This window comes from Listeria grandensis FSL F6-0971, from assembly GCF_000525835.1.
Lineage (GTDB): Bacteria > Bacillota > Bacilli > Lactobacillales > Listeriaceae > Listeria_A > Listeria_A grandensis.
The window spans coordinates 63,214-79,493 of record NZ_AODD01000009.1 but is presented as its reverse complement, the minus strand read 5'-3'; the positions used below and the strand labels follow the sequence as shown (position 1 = coordinate 79,493).

At 40.9% G+C, this 16,280-nt stretch carries 15 protein-coding genes, 7 tRNA genes and 1 pseudogene; 10 read left to right on the top strand and 13 right to left on the bottom strand.

The genetic code is table 11. The features are described from left to right. Positions 1-126: 126 nt before the first annotated feature. The 3 genes from hemQ to PGRAN_RS07300 form a co-directional block, all read right to left on the bottom strand. Positions 127-882, bottom strand: coding sequence for a hydrogen peroxide-dependent heme synthase (hemQ, locus tag PGRAN_RS07310; RefSeq protein WP_036066165.1), 756 nt, complete (start codon positions 880-882; stop codon positions 127-129). 117 nt (positions 883-999) lie between these two features. Further along, a complete protein-coding gene (gene manA / locus PGRAN_RS07305; RefSeq protein WP_036066163.1) occupies positions 1,000-1,953 on the bottom strand; it encodes a mannose-6-phosphate isomerase, class I in 954 nt (317 codons plus the stop codon). A gap of 17 nt (positions 1,954-1,970) precedes the next feature. Beyond that, complete coding sequence (locus PGRAN_RS07300) at positions 1,971-2,705, bottom strand: NADPH-dependent oxidoreductase (protein WP_036066162.1); 735 nt, start codon at positions 2,703-2,705, stop codon at positions 1,971-1,973. 128 nt (positions 2,706-2,833) lie between these two features. Here PGRAN_RS07300 and PGRAN_RS07295 point away from each other — a divergent pair, with 128 nt between their 5' ends. Then, a complete protein-coding gene (locus PGRAN_RS07295; protein WP_036066161.1) occupies positions 2,834-3,073 on the top strand; it encodes a helix-turn-helix domain-containing protein in 240 nt (79 codons plus the stop codon). A 46-nt stretch (positions 3,074-3,119) separates the two neighbouring features. Here PGRAN_RS07295 and PGRAN_RS07290 read toward each other — a convergent pair. Together PGRAN_RS07290 and PGRAN_RS07285 are read right to left on the bottom strand one after the other, a co-directional pair. Then, positions 3,120-3,192: transfer RNA gene (locus PGRAN_RS07290), tRNA-Ala, on the bottom strand. A 140-nt stretch (positions 3,193-3,332) separates the two neighbouring features. Next, positions 3,333-4,055 carry a hypothetical protein gene (locus PGRAN_RS07285; RefSeq protein ID WP_036066159.1) on the bottom strand — a complete coding sequence of 241 codons (723 nt, stop codon included), beginning with the start codon at positions 4,053-4,055 and terminating at the stop codon, positions 3,333-3,335. A 392-nt stretch (positions 4,056-4,447) separates the two neighbouring features. Between PGRAN_RS07285 and PGRAN_RS07280 the strand changes: the two genes are divergently transcribed. The 3 genes from PGRAN_RS07280 to PGRAN_RS16585 all read left to right on the top strand — a co-directional run bounded on the left by PGRAN_RS07280 (position 4,448) and on the right by PGRAN_RS16585 (position 6,058). Beyond that, the gene (locus tag PGRAN_RS07280; protein WP_036066158.1) at positions 4,448-4,879 is read left to right on the top strand and encodes a MarR family winged helix-turn-helix transcriptional regulator; all 432 of its coding nucleotides are present in this window, start codon (positions 4,448-4,450) and stop codon (positions 4,877-4,879) included. 15 nt (positions 4,880-4,894) lie between these two features. Next, positions 4,895-5,833 (top strand): NADP-dependent oxidoreductase, encoded by a 939-nt coding sequence (locus PGRAN_RS07275; RefSeq protein WP_036066157.1) that lies wholly within the window; start codon positions 4,895-4,897, stop codon positions 5,831-5,833. Positions 5,834-5,896: 63 nt separating this feature from the next. Further along, positions 5,897-6,058 carry a lmo0937 family membrane protein gene (locus tag PGRAN_RS16585; RefSeq protein WP_149024011.1) on the top strand — a complete coding sequence of 54 codons (162 nt, stop codon included), beginning with the start codon at positions 5,897-5,899 and terminating at the stop codon, positions 6,056-6,058. 63 nt (positions 6,059-6,121) lie between these two features. On the opposite strand, the gene PGRAN_RS07270 is transcribed toward PGRAN_RS16585, so the two are convergent. Both PGRAN_RS07270 and PGRAN_RS07265 read right to left on the bottom strand, forming a co-directional pair. Continuing rightward, entirely contained in the window at positions 6,122-6,817 is a 696-nt protein-coding gene (locus tag PGRAN_RS07270) for a phosphatase PAP2 family protein (RefSeq protein WP_065427908.1), read from the bottom strand. Beyond that, positions 6,814-7,566, bottom strand: a complete 753-nt coding sequence (locus PGRAN_RS07265) for an alpha/beta hydrolase (RefSeq protein ID WP_036066156.1) — start codon at positions 7,564-7,566, stop codon at positions 6,814-6,816. The genes PGRAN_RS07270 and PGRAN_RS07265 overlap by 4 nt, the downstream gene beginning before the upstream one ends. A 212-nt stretch (positions 7,567-7,778) precedes the next feature. Between PGRAN_RS07265 and PGRAN_RS07260 the strand changes: the two genes are divergently transcribed. Further along, entirely contained in the window at positions 7,779-8,231 is a 453-nt protein-coding gene (locus PGRAN_RS07260; RefSeq protein ID WP_036066155.1) for a hypothetical protein, read from the top strand. 23 nt (positions 8,232-8,254) lie between these two features. Here the strand turns inward: PGRAN_RS07260 and PGRAN_RS07255 are convergent. The 6 genes from PGRAN_RS07255 to PGRAN_RS07230 form a co-directional block, all read right to left on the bottom strand. Beyond that, positions 8,255-8,327 (bottom strand) — tRNA-Lys (locus tag PGRAN_RS07255). Positions 8,328-8,332: 5 nt separating this feature from the next. Beyond that, positions 8,333-8,407 (bottom strand) — tRNA-Gln (locus PGRAN_RS07250). An 11-nt stretch (positions 8,408-8,418) separates the two neighbouring features. Then, positions 8,419-8,501 (bottom strand) — tRNA-Tyr (locus PGRAN_RS07245). Positions 8,502-8,521: 20 nt separating this feature from the next. Continuing rightward, positions 8,522-8,595: transfer RNA gene (locus tag PGRAN_RS07240), tRNA-Thr, on the bottom strand. 63 nt (positions 8,596-8,658) lie between these two features. Next, positions 8,659-8,734: transfer RNA gene (locus PGRAN_RS07235), tRNA-Val, on the bottom strand. Positions 8,735-8,810: 76 nt separating this feature from the next. Further along, a tRNA-Glu gene (locus PGRAN_RS07230) sits at positions 8,811-8,882 on the bottom strand. A gap of 334 nt (positions 8,883-9,216) precedes the next feature. On the opposite strand from PGRAN_RS07230, the gene PGRAN_RS07225 reads away from it, so the two are divergent. The 5 genes and pseudogenes from PGRAN_RS07225 to PGRAN_RS07205 all read left to right on the top strand — a co-directional run bounded on the left by PGRAN_RS07225 (position 9,217) and on the right by PGRAN_RS07205 (position 16,165). Continuing rightward, positions 9,217-11,040: an APC family permease gene (locus tag PGRAN_RS07225; protein WP_036066154.1), complete on the top strand. Its 1,824-nt coding sequence runs from the start codon at positions 9,217-9,219 to the stop codon at positions 11,038-11,040. Positions 11,041-11,405: 365 nt separating this feature from the next. After that, positions 11,406-12,311, top strand: coding sequence for an arginase family protein (locus PGRAN_RS07220; RefSeq protein WP_036066153.1), 906 nt, complete (start codon positions 11,406-11,408; stop codon positions 12,309-12,311). 226 nt (positions 12,312-12,537) lie between these two features. Continuing rightward, positions 12,538-12,780: a hypothetical protein gene (locus PGRAN_RS07215; protein ID WP_036066152.1), complete on the top strand. Its 243-nt coding sequence runs from the start codon at positions 12,538-12,540 to the stop codon at positions 12,778-12,780. A gap of 156 nt (positions 12,781-12,936) precedes the next feature. Further along, positions 12,937-13,903: pseudogene (locus PGRAN_RS07210) on the top strand (LacI family DNA-binding transcriptional regulator). Between the two features lie 486 nt (positions 13,904-14,389). Next, positions 14,390-16,165 carry a glycoside hydrolase family 13 protein gene (locus PGRAN_RS07205; RefSeq protein ID WP_036066151.1) on the top strand — a complete coding sequence of 592 codons (1,776 nt, stop codon included), beginning with the start codon at positions 14,390-14,392 and terminating at the stop codon, positions 16,163-16,165. The last annotated feature ends 115 nt before the right edge of the window (positions 16,166-16,280 follow it).

The following is a 16,280-nucleotide window of genomic DNA, read 5'->3' as shown; positions in this document are numbered from 1 at the left end:
GGCGTAGTAGTTGAACACCCAATCTTGATTGAGCTTTTAATTCAGCAAAAGAGACCTCAACAAAGGCACCGCTCTAATTCCGAAAACTAGGATCGAAGCGGTGCCCTATATCATCCCTTATTTATTTTAAATCCTAAAAAAATCTTGCAATGCATCTGTCGCTACATAATTACCAACTAAAAATGAACCAAACTCAGCGAAACGAGCGCTAGATTCATCAAATCTCATTTCTGTCACAATCCGTTTGAAATCAAGCGCGTCATCTGCAAACAGCGTTACGCCCCACTCGAAATCATCCAGACCAATTGAGCCACCAATAATCTGCTTGATCTTTCCGGCATATGTTCGGCCAATCGCACCATGATCACGAATCATCGCTTGTCGTTCTTCCATCGGTAGCATATACCAGTTATCTGAGAGACTCCTTTTTTTTGTCATCGGGTAGAAGCAAATATGTTTACGTGCCGGCAACTCAGGATACAAGCGCTCTCGAACATGCTTGTTCTCATAAGGATCTTCACCTTTTGCCATGTGATTCGCCAAATAATTGCTGAGCTCTACGACCGAAATATAAGAATAAGCTGGCAATAAATAATCCGCAATCCGCAGTTTGTTCAATTGGTTTTCGACTTCATTCAAACCTTCGAGCGTAGGTCTAAGTGTGAAAAATAGTAAGTCCGCTTTTTGGCCAAGAATTGAGTAAATTGTGTGTTCTCCTTCGCCCATTTTTTTCGTGATGTCCATATCTCCCAAGAAATTTTGTAATTCATTGAGCATAGATTCGCGATTTTCTGGAGAAACTTCTCTTAAAGCAGGCCAGTCAATCGATCTGAAATCATGCAATGAAAACCAACCATCTAATGTTTTTACCGCTTCGTTCATACCAAGCACTTCCTTCCTATGTATTACTTGAATTGTAACATAGAAATACGAAAATTGTCCCAACGCATGTTTGTGAAAAAAAGCCCCCACAAAAAATGTGAAGGCAAATCGAACATATTATTTGGCTGGCGTGGAGACGATACAGCTAACATTGCCATCGATTGTCCAGTTTTTACACGTGTTTGGTAGGATGAAGTGATCCGCTTTTTTGATCGTTGTTGTGTCGTCATCAATTGTTAACGTTGCTTCACCAGCAAGTACGCTAACCAATGTGTATGGTGCAGTAGCAGTGAAATCAGCACTACCGGCAATATCCCATTTATAAACGGCGAAAAATTCACTGTTGACAAACGTCGTTTCCGTCAAAGCGCCGATCGTTTTTGTTTGGATATCTAGCACGGCATCGTGGTGCGGCACTGTCGTTACATCAATTGCTTTCCCTAAATGAAGCTCGCGTTTATTGCCATGATCATCGACACGGTCGTAGTCATAGACACGATAAGTCGTATCCGAACTCTGTTGCGTCTCCAAAACGAGCGTCCCAGTACATAACGCATGAATCGTACCACTTGGCACATAGAAAAAGTCACCTGGTTTAATTGCAACTTTACGAAGCAACTCTCCCCATTTTCCGTCGCGCGTCCATGCAATCAATTGCTCTTTCGACGTAGCATTATGTCCATAAACAAGCTCAGCACCAGGCTCACAGTCAATAATATACCAACATTCCGTCTTGCCAAGCTCGCCATTCTCGTGCTCTTTAGCGTAGGCATCGTTTGGGTGAACTTGCACCGAAAGATCTGTATTTGCATCCAAAATTTTTGTGAGTAATGGAAAAACAGCCTCGGTCGGATTTCCGAATAGAGCCGGTTCATTATTCCATAATTCGATCAGTGTTTTCCCTTTGAATTCGCCATTTTTTACTGTAGAAGGGCCGTGTGGGTGCGCCGAAATCGCCCAATATTCACCGGTCGTTTCAGACGGAATCGTGTATCCGAAAAAGTCGCGTAGTTTCGTGCCTCCCCAAATACGATCTTGAAAAACGGAATCTAAAAATAAAGCCTTTGTCATTGTTTTTTTCCTCCTAATTATAAATCTTTCATTACAAATCCTTGTTTTTTAAGCGCCTCTGCGATCGAAGGGTAATAATCTTTGTCGTAAAATGCAGAAACGCGCTTTGTCCAAGAAATCCCACCTTCACGCGTCGAAAACGGAATAATCGTTTCATCATATGCCGCAAGTGATGCCGCGACATCGCTTTGATATGTTTCTTCAAAATAAATAGCTTCTTTGGGAAGTCGTGGTTTGATAGGCATCCCTACATCAGGATAGCCAACACAAAGCCCCACAACCGGAAAAACGTATTTTGGTAATTGCAAAAAATCGATAACTTCTGCCATATTTCGGCGAATTCCACCGATGCAGACGACGCCGAGCTCTAATGATTCTGCGGCGATAATCGCGTTTTCACAAGCAAGTCCAACATCCGTCGCACCGACGAGCAGGGCATCGATATTTTCCACTGCTGACAACGAGCCACCATGTTGTTGACTCGCTAACTGTGCCCGATAAAAATCAGCAACAAATACTAGAAAAACGGAACTTTCCGCTATGTACGCCTGATTACCACACAACTCCGCCATTTTTTGTTTCCTTTCTGGATTTTGGATGGCTATAATCGAATACTGCTGGCCATTAATCCAGGATGGGGCACTTTGCGCAGAACGAACGATGGCATCAAGCTGTTCTTTTGGAATCGGTTGGTCCTTTTTAAATTTGCGGAATGACCGATGATTCCGCAAATGATCTATAATCGGATTCAAATGAAAACCTCCATTTCGATAATAGTAACCAATTAAGTATAGCCCTTTTTTGAAATAGATGAAAGCATTATTAGGCCAAGACTTGAAAAAGACCCCCAACATCCAGTAAAATAACAAATAGAAAGCGGGTGGGAAAAGCAAATGGAAAAAAAAGAAAAGCGATCATCCTTCTTGAACAATATTTCCTAACTACAGAAGAAGCCGCAGTATTTCTAGGTATATCCAAACAAGCTCTGTCATCTCTCGTCAAACGAGGCAAGCTAGAACGCGTGGAAAAAGGAAAGATCAATTTATTTTTCAAAGCTGATATTGAAAAGCGTAAAGAAGAACAACTGATACTGCGAAGAAAATACCGACCATATACATAAAAAATAGGAAGGCGGCCTGCACGCGCAGACCGCCTTCCTATTATTATGGAGCGTAGGGGGATCGAACCCCTGACCTCTACACTGCCAGCGTAGCGCTCTCCCAGCTGAGCTAACACCCCGATATCTTGAAATCATTGTAGCATAGCGCTTTTGGCTCTGTCAACCCTTTTAGCTTTACACTGTGAAAAGTGCTCCGTGGGCGGAAGCAATAGCAAAAAAATCATCGGAACTAGCATGCACAAATTCCGACGATTTTCCTTTATTTCAAAACAGTGATGATAGAAGCCGTTATTCCTGGCATCGTGACGGTATTGCCACCGGTTGTATCATAGGCATAGATACCGTAAACAGTACCGTAAACTTCGATGATATCATTTTTTACGGCAGTTGTTGTTCCCGCATAAATGACAGTCACGGGATTTTTCCAACTGTCACCATCTTGCGTCATATTCACCCGAAGAAGTGTTGTGGCGCCACTATCTGTTACTTGGCCTTTTAGATAATAAGGTTGGTGCGCGAATTTGTTTGGATCTTGATTTAGCACATTATAAGGTATTTTTGCTGCGTTTGGTTTTGCCGCGGTTTTTATTTTGTTTAGTGCCTCTTGTTTTGCGGCTACTTCTAGCTCTTGTTTCTTCTCTTTAATGGCAACAGGCTGCGTCACATTAATTGTTGCGCTGCTTTCTTCTAGGCCTTTTTTTGTAGCTAAAACTTTGTACGACTTGTCACTCTCATAGACGTGGCTTAGCTCAAAATCACCTTGCTTGTCCGCCGTAACAGTTACATCATCTATACTCACAGAAGCGCTCGGAGTGGTCTTCCCTGTAACGGTGAAAATATCATTTACTTCCGCGATCAAGTCTTTTTTATCAAGTTTTAATGTCGTCTTGGTTTCTGCTTTTTCTTCGCTGCCTGATGGGGTTGAGCATGATGCTAAAAGTAATACAAAGCCCAAAAGCAGTATCCCGATGCTTTTTTTCATTTTTTGAATCTCTCCTCTTACCATTTTTATGGAACTCTCTTCATTATATAATCATTATTTGGAGGATGACAGAGGATCTTTCCTTTTTTTGTTGTAAATTGCTTCTTTTGTGTCGAAATTAAGTAGCCGATTGCTGTCACGGTTGGAGAGAGGATAATCATCTGACTTATGAGGAATTGTAAGGCGTAAATCAGGATTGCAAAGAGGGCGAGCCACTTCAAATAGGACATTGGAACGTTAAATGGTAAACATAATCCGAGGCAGAAATAACGATGAATAGCAGATGAAAGGTGCCTGTAATATTTCCTTTGAGCAAATATCTTGCAAGTTTGCTGGAAAAGAGTAATATAGTTGATACATCAATTGATGGGTCAATTAATGGGGGGATAAAGATGGACGATGGTTGTTCAGAGCGTGCGATATTGCTTGCTCAAATGCATGGTTTATGCAAACAAATGAACCAGAAATTTGAAGCTACACTACAGATGAGTGCGACGAAAGTAGAAATTTTGTATCGTTTATCTTGTGCTGGGGAGCAGAACCAACAGGCTTTGCAACGTAGCTTGGACCTTGATGCTGCAGCGATCACAAGACATTTAAAAAAACTGGAAGAAGACGGTTTGCTCATTCGTGAAAAGCGGGTGCCGGATCGGCGAGCAACTTTTATTCGGTTAACGGAATTGGGTGAGACAAGACTTGCAGCGTTGACGGCACAAAAAGAAGCTTTTCAGAAGGAATTATTAGACGGTTTATCAGAACAAGAACTAGCTCATTTTGCAGATATTTTAGAACGGATGTCGGCGAATGTGACACGTTCACTTTAGAGGAGGAAATAGAGGATGAAAGCAGTTATTATTGAAAATTATGGTGGTAAAGATGTATTGAAAGAGGCGGAGGTTGAGACGCCAAAAGCGGGCGCTGGACAGGTTGTAGTGAAGCTTGCGGCAACATCGATTAATCCAATTGACTGGAAACTTCGCGAAGGGTACTTAAAACAAATGATGGATTGGCCATTTCCGATTATTCTTGGCTGGGACGCGGCAGGTGTGATTTCAGAGGTCGGTGCTAACGTGACAGATTGGAAAATTGGCGATAAAGTATTTGCGCGTCCGGAAACCACACGTTTTGGTACGTATGCAGAATATACTGTAGTCGATGCGCCATTACTCGCCAGAATTCCAGATAATGTGTCATTCGAGGAAGCAGCTTCGATTCCACTAGCTGGTTTGACAGCTTGGCAAGCGCTGTTTGATCATGCAACACTACAAGCTGGTGAAAAAGTGTTGATTCATGCCGGGGCGGGAGGCGTCGGAACACTTGCGATTCAACTTGCAAAAAATGCTGGGGCGCACGTGATTACGACGGCAAGCGAGAAGAATGCGGCTTTTTTGAAGGAGCTAGGCGCGGATGAAGTGATTGATTACAAAACGACAAATTTTGCGGACGTGTTGACAGATGTCGACGTCGTTTTTGATACAATGGGGGGCGATATTCAAAAGGATAGTTTCCGAGTCTTGAAGGCTAACACAGGACGTTTGATTTCCATCGTATCGGAGCCAGATCAAGAGATTGCCAACGCGAAAAATATCATTGCAAAAAGCATTTGGCTGGTCCCAAACGGAGAGCAACTTCAAGCATTCGCTGATTTAATGGCAAGTGGAAAAGTGAAGGCGATTGTTGGTGCAACATTCCCATTTTCCGCGCAAGGTGTCTATGATGCGCATGCGTTAAGTGAGACACACCACGCAAAAGGAAAAATCGTAATTAGCTTCGAGTAAGAATGTTTGGCCTTTTTTCATTGTGGTAAAGATATAGATGACACAAATCTAGGAGGGTTGCAGATGCTTGGTATTATTTGGGGGATTATTGTTATCCTGTTTGTATTCTGGGTCATCGGATTGATTTTCCATATTGGTGGGGCATTGATCAATATTTTATTGGTAGTCGTTCTGGTATTGGTTATTTGGAATTTAATTCAAAGTGCTAGAAATAAGCGTAGTTAAATAAGCAAAAAGCTATGCCATTCGTAACCTGTAAAAGGAGATACGGACGGCATAGCTTTTTTGTTATTCTAATTTTTTCAAGTAAACGTCTTTCCAGTTTCGAGCCAATAAATAGTGATGACAGGATTGACTGTATAGTAAAAATAGGGCGCTACCGCTGAGAACGATCGTGCTACCTAGCAGCAATCCAGCGGTGACATCAGAAGGATAATGAACGCCAAGATAGACACGCGTGTACATAATCACTAAAATGATGAGGAACGCAAGAAAACCGATTACGATACGATGCCATAATTTTGTAAAAGCAATAATGAGAAGTGCTGCAATCATGCCATAAAACGCTGTCGAGCCTGCTGCATGACCACTTGGAAAACTAAAACCACCTTGTTCAATTAACATATCACTGGGGCGTGGACGTGCGATGATCTGTTTAATAAGCCAAGGCAAAAGCGCACCACCAACTAAAACCGTTCCACCAAACCAAATCGCAATCGTGTAGCGCTTCATAAGGATAAAGATTAGTAAAAGCAGGATGGTCATCACTACAATCGCAGCAACGCCACCAAAATTAGTGATAAAAGCAATGATGTCCGTTTTTGTTGCTGAAATATTAACGCGAATAATATCAATCCAATAGGTATCAAACTGTGTAATAAAGCTAGCATTTGTAGTGACACCGATCAATAGTACAATAAAACCGGCGGCTGTCATCGCACTAAGCAAAAATAAGAGGCGCGCATTTTTTTTCGTATTCATCATGCAAAGTCTCCTTTTTGATCGATCCAATCAAGTACAGTTTGAATTTCGCGATCCCAATATTCCCAGTTATGCTCACCTGGTGCTTCCCGATAAATGTAAGGGAAATCTGTTTTTTCGATATGCGCCTTAAAAATAAGGTTATTGTCATAGAGGAAATCTTCTGTACCACAAAGCTGGAGGACACGCGGTTTCGTGGTAAATTCTTTGTCTAGCAAAGCCAGTAAATCATTAGTAGAACTTCGCTGTTCGGCAATAGAGCCAAAAGTTGCTAGCATCTCGTTTTCTCCTTCAGGACGCGTCTCGCGCAACCCTACCATATCAAGTGCGCCGGATAACGATGCAATCCCCGCGAATTTCTCTGGGTGGCAGAATCCCCATTTGAATGCCCCAAAGCCTCCCATGGAAAGCCCTGCTACATATGTATTTTCAGGCTCAGTCGGCAGTTTGAACCAGCTGTGAATAAGCTGTGGTAATTCCTCACTTAAAAAAGTCCAGTACTGATTTCCAACTCGCATGTCCGTATAAAAACTGCGATGAACTTGCGGCATAACAATTGCAATATTACGATTCTGGGCATAGCGGACCAGAGATGTGTTGCTCAACCAAGCTGTATCATCATCGGATAAACCGTGTAATAAGTACAATAGGCGCAACGGTTCTTCAGTATCAACCTGATCAGGGATAAAGACTTGCAAAGAGGTTCTTAACTGTAATGATTTTGATATGAAATGAGTAGAAAAAGTAGCCATATTAGAATTCCTCCTTTAAATCGAAAGTAGTATTAGTATAACATAAACACCATCTATGTAGCGGAAGTACGCAAACCTTCAAAACAATTCTCTAGAAAAATGCTCTTTTTGTAAATTGTCATGAAAAGTACGCTAAAAGTCCCAACTGTTCTTAACTCCTATATTATACTCTATGTATACCAAGTTACGAGCCATAGGAGGAGATGATAATAATGCAAGTACAAGAGAAGCAGCGACGTATAGTAGAACGTTTGAAAACAGAATGGAAGTTCTTATTGAAATTAGGAGACACTAATAAAGCATATTATGACATTGATCATTTTGAATCATTTCAGTGGTTGGTTTCAGCAGAATTAGTACATGCGTTGTTTAATGATGATATGATTGTATTCGAAGGTTTGACGAAGCAAGGAGAGAAATTACGCGATGCGCTCCATTTTTATATGGATGGTAAAACGGGAATGATGCCAATCTTACTGTTTGATCAAAAAGGATTTCCGGTGCAGGTATTTATCACAATGGAAGAAGCAGCAGAGCAGTTAGGTATGAGCAAAAAAAAGCACCCAGTTCTATTTGGAAACGGGAGGGGTAAGCATTTCTGGGCAACAACTGAAATTCATTATAGAGTAAACATGTGCGCTGTTCAAATGCAAAAAAAAGATTGATTTTTAAAATCAATCTCTTTTTATGAGCCGTGATGGGCTCGAACCATCGACCCTCTGATTAAAAGTCAGATGCTCTACCAACTGAGCTAACGGCTCTAATATGGCTGGGCTAGCTGGATTCGAACCGGCGCATGACGGAATCAAAATCCGTTGCCTTACCGCTTGGCTATAGCCCAATAATAAAAAATGGTGGAGGGGGCAGATTCGAACTGCCGAACCCGAAGGAGCGGATTTACAGTCCGCCGCGTTTAGCCACTTCGCTACCCCTCCATATAAAAACATAAATCTAATGCCAACTGCAGGAATTGAACCCGCAACCTACTGATTACGATTCAGTTGCTCTACCAGATTGAGCTAAGTTGGCAAAACAGAATATTCTGTTCGACCGCCCAAGAGAACTGTTTCCTAAATAACAATTACAGATGAATGGTGGGGGCTAACGGGATCGAACCGCTGACCCTCTGCTTGTAAGGCAGATGCTCTCCCAGCTGAGCTAAGCCCCCGATAAAAGATACTATCTCATAATATAACATATTTTCTGTTTTGACCAGTGTTTTGCTACAAAAAAAATTTAAAAAGTGACCCGTACGGGATTCGAACCCGTGTTACCGCCGTGAAAGGGCGGTGTCTTAACCGCTTGACCAACGGGCCAGATGCTAGCAAATTTACCAGCCGAAAACTATTATATAAAGAGAATGGGTGGTTTGTAAATACTTAAATTGAATTCTTTTTATTCAGAAAAATATAAAATAAGGTTTCAAGCTTAGAATAACAAGGGAATAGGAGGATATGTTATTTTTCAGTAGTTGCTAAAAAATCGACTTTTAGAGCGCAGATTTTGAAGGGATGCCTAAATAAGTACTAGCTAATCACTCTAAATATAAAAGGGTATTCCATTTTTAAATCGCTGTGTTATAATGTGACGTATGCTATTTTTAAAGGGTAAATTTCATAAAAAATTTCGTTAAAAAAGGTAGGGAGCGAAATGGCATCTCCATTAAAAAGAATGCTGATTGGTAAACCTCTTAAATCTTCAGAGGCCGGAGATCAGAAACTAGGAAAACTAAAGGCATTAGCTGTATTATCATCGGATGCGCTGTCATCTGTTGCTTATGGAACTGAGCAAATATTACTTGTATTGATTACTGTGGGAGCCGCAGCAATGTGGTATTCTTTACCGATCGCGCTTTGCGTATTAGTACTATTATTTGCACTCAGCTTATCGTATCGGCAAATCATCTACGCTTATCCACAGGGCGGCGGTGCTTATGTTGTTTCCAGAGAAAACATTGGTAAGAACGCGGGTTTGGTTGCTGGTGGATCTTTGTTAGTGGACTACATGTTGACCGTAGCAGTAAGTGTCTCATCTGGTACAGACGCGATTATCGCAGCAATACCGTCGCTGTACCAATTCGCAGTACCACTTGCGATTGTGTTGGTCATTGTTGTTACCATCATTAATTTGCGTGGGGTGACAGAATCGGCAACTATTCTGGCAATTCCAGTATATTTATTTGTTTTCTCGATGATTGTTATGATTGTTACTGGACTAGTCAAATTAGCGATGGGACAAGATGTCACGCATGAAACTGCTTCTGTTGGTACGCATGTATCTGGCGTCACGCTCATCCTATTATTGAGAGCATTTGCATCTGGATCTGCATCACTTACAGGTATCGAGGCTATTTCAAATGCAGTGCCGTTATTTAAAGATCCAAAAGCAAAAAATGCTTCTCGGACATTAATTATGATGGCATCTATTCTAGGGTTCTTCTTTGTAGGCATCACACTACTGGCTTATTTCTATGGTGTGGTACCTGAACTAAAATCTACGGTACTATCACAAATTGCTGAGAATATATTTGGTCGAAACTTCTTTTATTATTTTATTCAAGCGACAACTGCACTTATTTTGGTCCTAGCAGCCAATACTGGATTTTCAGCATTCCCATTACTAGCTTTTAATTTGTCAAAAGATAAATATATGCCACGGATGTATTTAGATAAAGGGGATCGGCTAGGTTATTCTAATGGGATAATCACATTGGCGCTTGGCTCTATCCTTTTGATTATTCTTTTTCAAGGGAAGACGGAATCACTTATACCACTATATTCGGTTGGTGTGTTTATTCCCTTCACGCTTTCACAAACGGGTATGATTATCAAGTGGGTAAAAGAAAAGCCCGAGGGTTATATGAAAAAACTATCTGCTAACTTACTCGGGGCACTGATATCATTTACTGTGCTTATGGTCTTATTTATCACTAGAATGAGTGAGGTGTGGCCAGTATTTATCTTCATGCCTGTAATGATTTATGTTTTCCACAGAACGCGCTCACACTACGCAAAATTAGCACCACAGCTACGTATTGATGAACAAATGGATTTACCTGCGTTTGAAGGAAATGCTGTTGTTATTTGTGTGTCTGATACGACGAAAGTGGTCGAGGGGGCTCTGCGTTATGCGAAATCAATCGGAGATACAGTTATTGCGGTTCATGTGTCATTAGATAGGCAAGAAGGAAAAGAATTTGTAGAACGATGGAACAGGATACACCCGGAAGTTCGTATCGCAGATTTATACTCTACGTATCGCTCGATTACAGAGCCTTTAATGAAATTTATTGATACAGCACAGCAAAAAGCTAACCAAGATAATTACTCATTAACAGTGCTAATACCACAGTTCATCCCGAAGAAAGGTTGGCAAAACGTTTTGCATAACCAAACAAGTTTATTGATTCGAACCAAGCTTTTATTTAAAAAGGATGTTGTCGTAGCAACTTATCCATATCATTTAAAAGAATAGAAATTGCAAAGAGATGGCATAATTAAACCTAAAAAATTCTGGGGGGAACTTCTAAGGATAAAAGGGGGGAGGTGCCATCTCTTTACGCTTTCTTTGCAATTCATCTACAACTATACAAAAGGTTTGTACAGGAGGACTACCATCATCCTAACAGAAAAAGAGTAGGACGTAAAAGCGGTAAAAACAGCTTTTGAAGCCCTTTTTTTGTGTGAAATCTAGTTTTCTTTAAGGTCAAAAACGGTTTTTCAGTACAGCAAAGACAATCAAAATACAAAATTAGTAATAAAAAGAAAAAGTTTATATTTTGGAAAAGATAGGAACTTATGATAGAATGTAAGATAATATATATAGAAAAGGTGAAGTGGATGGAGAAGCTCGGGATTCTCGGTGTACCGTGGATGTTTCATGAAGGAAGGCAAGGCGTAGCTTTAGCGCCATATGCGATCCGATATACGGGGATTGTGGAAATGCTAGAGAAGATGGTAGATAGCGTTGTAGATTATCACAACATGGCGTTCTTTACTGATATGGAACAAGAGGCTATTTTGAAATCAAAGGATTTGAAAGCGATTACATATAAATCAAAAGAACTAAGAGAAATCGTCGCAGATATGAAGGCGGAAGGTGGTATGCCGATTATTTTTGGTGGGGATCAATTTATATCACTTAGCTCGATTGCTGGGGTACAGAGCGATGGAAATGAGCAGGTGGTCATTTGGGTAAACGCACATGCGGATATGGGGACGCAACTAAATCAAGAGAACTTATGCCATAATGTGATGGCGACAGTTATCGGAAAGGGGCCTGAGGAACTAGAAAGTATTATGAACCATCGTTTTGTTCGAGGTGATAATGTATGTATTGTAGGGACAAGACGTATTGATAGAGAAGAAATACATGTGATTGAGGCAGAGAAAATCCTTCATTTTGAAATGACAACGATTGATCGAATGGGCTTTGCGATGATGACGGATGAAATTATTCAGTGGCTAGCTAGGAGGAATGGGGATGTGCATTTAGTGCTAGATGTGGATGCGGTTGATCCAGAGTTTACACCAGGAACAGATTTTATTTCACAGGGTGGGATTTATTGGAGAGAAATTCGCTATTTCATGAGAAATCTAGCACTCAGTAACAAGATTAGTGCAATGACATTTACTGGAGTAAATCCACTAAATGACGATAAAAATAAGACGGCTAAATTTGTTAATTCGCTCTTAGAAGAGTATTTTAAGGCGAAAAGTATGCAAATAGATCAATTGGAAGGCTGAAATGAATGTTACAATTTGTAGACAAATGTTTCTTTTTTGTGATGGAATCGAAAGAATTATGAGGTAAATGGGTGATAGCAATGAATACAGCTTGTTCACCATTTTTTCATAAATATAAAATGTAAGCGCTTTTCTTGTTGAAAAAAGCGGGGTTTGGGAGTATACTGGAATTATGATTTAGGCATAAAAGTTTAGTAGAATATTATTTTGTAAAGGAGCGTTTGGTGTGGGGGAGCATGAGATACGGTATTTTGTCATTCCGATGATTGTTGTTTTTATTCTGGGTATTGCTACTATTAGTGGACCTACTTTTCCGGTGTTTGAGTTTATGATTGTTGGACTCATAGCTGTTCTTATCGGAACTATATGCGGTTGGCTAGCTGTAGGAATTAAATTGCTTGTGAAACTACTCCAAACGTGGAAAGAACATCGCGCTGTAAAAAAAGTTATTGTCATTTCAAAAAGATAAATTACATACGTTCAAAACATTTTTCCTCTGGGGAGAAGTGTTTTTTTTTGTGCTTTAAATCACGTTTTTAGTTATAGGGAAAGAAATTAAAATGCTACCTTTTTACAGAAAAACTGCTACAATAAAATGGAGAAGAAGTAGCAAGGGAGGATATGGATGGCTACATTAGCTGATGTTGCAAAAAAAAGCAAATGTTTCTAAAATGACTGTTTCGCGTGTGATTAATCACCCAGACCAAGTTTCTGACGAATTGAAACAATTGGTGTATAGCGCAATGGAAGAGTTGGAGTATGTGCCTAATTATGCAGCTAGAGCACTTGTACAAAATCGAACACAAGTTGTAAAGTTTTTAATTTTAGAGGAGATTGATACGGTCGAGCCTTACTATATGAACCTTTTGACAGGGATAAGTAGGGAGCTCGATAAGCATTCCTATTCGTTGCAACTGGTGACACAAAAATCTAAAAATATTGGGCCGTATGATGGGTTGATTGTGACAGGAATGCGTGATTGCGAAATTGAGAAGGTGATTGCAGGGCTTGAAAAACCGGTGATTGCGTACGGGGAGAATAGGCGTGATATCGATGCTATTGACGTCGATAACCGAATGGGTGCCGAACTAGCAACAAAACATGTGTACGAGATTGGCTTTCGGCACATTATTTTTTTTGGTATTAATTTGTTGGAAGAGGAATTTATGCGTTCTAGGCTCACCGGCTATTCTGAAGTGATGAAAGAACATGATCTAACAGAGGAAAGTTATTTTATGAAAAATAGTTCGCGGGTTGCGGAGAAGAAGGCGCTAGATATTTTGCGTAAGGCTACTGAACCAATAGCGGTTATATGTGCATCAGATCGGATGGCGGTAGGCGTCATTCGGGCCGCGAATTTTCTGCACAAACGATTTGGGGAAAATATTGCAGTGACGGGATTTGACGGTGTTTTTCTAGATCGAATTTCTTCACCCAAAATTACAACCGTGCGTTCTCCCGTGATCGAGATGGGGGAGACGTGTGCACAGTTATTGCTGAAAAAAATTAATGAAGGTGGTGCAAAACAGGGTTCTATTTTGTTTCCACCAGAGCTAATTGTGAGGGGTTCAACGGTGATTGGGAGAGAGTAGTGGATAGGACAGAAGTGTTGGCGCGTAGGGGTAAATTCCTGCGCGTTTTGTTGCTGTGTTTGTGTTATGAGTATGTGTAGTGGGACATCAGTGGGTCTTATTATGTCTATTGGTTTCTTCCTGACAAGTACCTGTTTAGATGCGTCTTCCTGTGTAAACATTGCTTGTCCATTGTTCTCAAGATTGGTCTGGTGCCTCGTTCTCGAGTTCTGCGGTTAGTCGTGTAGGGTAATCTTGTTGGCGGGAATGCTTTGTTCTTTTACGTAGCCTAATTTCGCGATCTAGCTTCACGGGCTAGCTCCTCGAAAACTTCACGCCCTCCATAAAAAGCAAAAGCGGCTTTTTACTGCGGCCGCTCCAGTTTTTTTCGGAGCTGAACGAGCCCGTTCCGCTTTTCATTCTGTTACCGATAACAATCATAATTTGATTGTAAGTGTTTTCAAAGCATGCTAACTTGGAAGAAGATATTGAAGGAGGTTTTTAGTGATGGAGAAATCAGCAATTTATCACCAGCCATTTAGTTCGTATGCATATGGGTATGATTCAGAAACGCTACATATCAAGATTCGGAGTAAGAGGGGTGATGTGAAAGAGGTCACTTTGATTGCCGCAGATCCGTATCTGCACACAAAAGCGGGATGGTCGTCGAAGGAAACATCGCTTCGTAAGGTGGCAACAACGGAAGAGCACGACTATTGGTTTGTTGCCATAAAACCGGAGCAACGCAGGTTACAATACGGCTTTGTTTTGGTTGATACTAGCGGAGTAGATATTTTTTACGGAGGACGGGGTTTTTATGAAAATACATCTGAGAATCGCGCGATTATGGACTATTATTTCAAATTTCCTTTCTTGCATGAGTCGGAAGTTTTTAAAGCACCAGAGTGGGTGAAGAAAACGATTTGGTATCAGATTTTCCCAGAGCGCTTTGGCAATGGTAATCCTGACCTTTCACCGGAAAATGCGTTGCCGTGGGGAAGCAAAGATCCTGGACGTGATGACTTTTTTGGTGGAGATATAGAGGGTATTATCCAACATCTGGATTATTTAGTAGAGCTTGGCATTAACGGTATTTACTTGACACCTGTATTCGAGGCGTCGACGAATCACAAGTATGACACGCTCAATTATTTTGAAATCGATCCGCATTTCGGTGACAAAGAGACATTCCGCAAACTTGTAAAAGAAGCGCATAACCGCGGTATTAAAATAATGCTTGATGCTGTTTTTAATCATATTGGGGATAAATCTCCGGAATGGCAAGATGTGCTTGAAAATGGTTCTGAATCCAGGTTTGTAGACTGGTTTCACATTCATTCATTCCCAGTAACGCCAGGTGAAAATGGTAATATTGAAGGCGAAAATACGCTCTCTTTCGATACGTTCGCATATACGATGCACATGCCGAAATTAAATACAACTAACCCGGACGTACAGAAGTATTTGCTTGATATTGCAACGTATTGGGTTCGCGAATTTGACATCGATGGTTGGCGCTTAGACGTTGCTAATGAGGTGGATCACGCCTTTTGGAAGGAATTTAATAAAGCTGTGCGCACCGAAAAAGAAGATATCTACATCCTTGGGGAAATTTGGCACGATTCTTGGGCTTGGTTGCTTGGAGATGAGTTCGATTCTGTGATGAACTATCCTTTCACGCAAACAATCATTGAGAATTTTGTAGAAGAGCGTATTAAGCCAACGAAAATGGTATCTGGAATTAATGAACAGTTGATGCGCTATCAAGAGCAGGTGAATCATGTGATGTTTAATATGCTTGATTCGCATGATACGGCTCGTCTATTGACGCGATGTGAGGGGGATAAAGAGAGGGCAAAACTAGCGCTAGCTTTCATGTTTGCACATACCGGTTCTCCGTGTATCTATTATGGGACTGAAATTGGCATGGATGGTGCGGATGACCCGCTTTGTCGTAAATGTATGGAGTGGGATGAGGCGAAGCAAGATAAAGAAATGCTAGCCTTCATGAAGAAATTAATTGCTTTTCGCAAAGTGAATCAAGAGATACTGACGTATGGTAACTTAGAATGGCATGTTGTTGATGATATAAATCGGATTGTAACATTTTCAAGGACACTAGGCGTCAAGCGCTTGATCTTCCTTTTCAACCAAAGTGAAGTAGTGCAACGCATTGAAAAATCGGATCTTGGTATTCAAACTGAACTTCGAAATGTTTGGACGGATGAAACTGTTACAGACATTCAGGTAGCAGCGAAATCATTTACCATTCTAGAGAGCTAATATCCCTTTCACAAACTTACAAGGCGCGGTAACAGGGCCCGATTTCCAGGATAACACTTACCCCTGTTACCACCACCCAAGTCATACCAATAATCCTGTTATCGGTAACACGGAA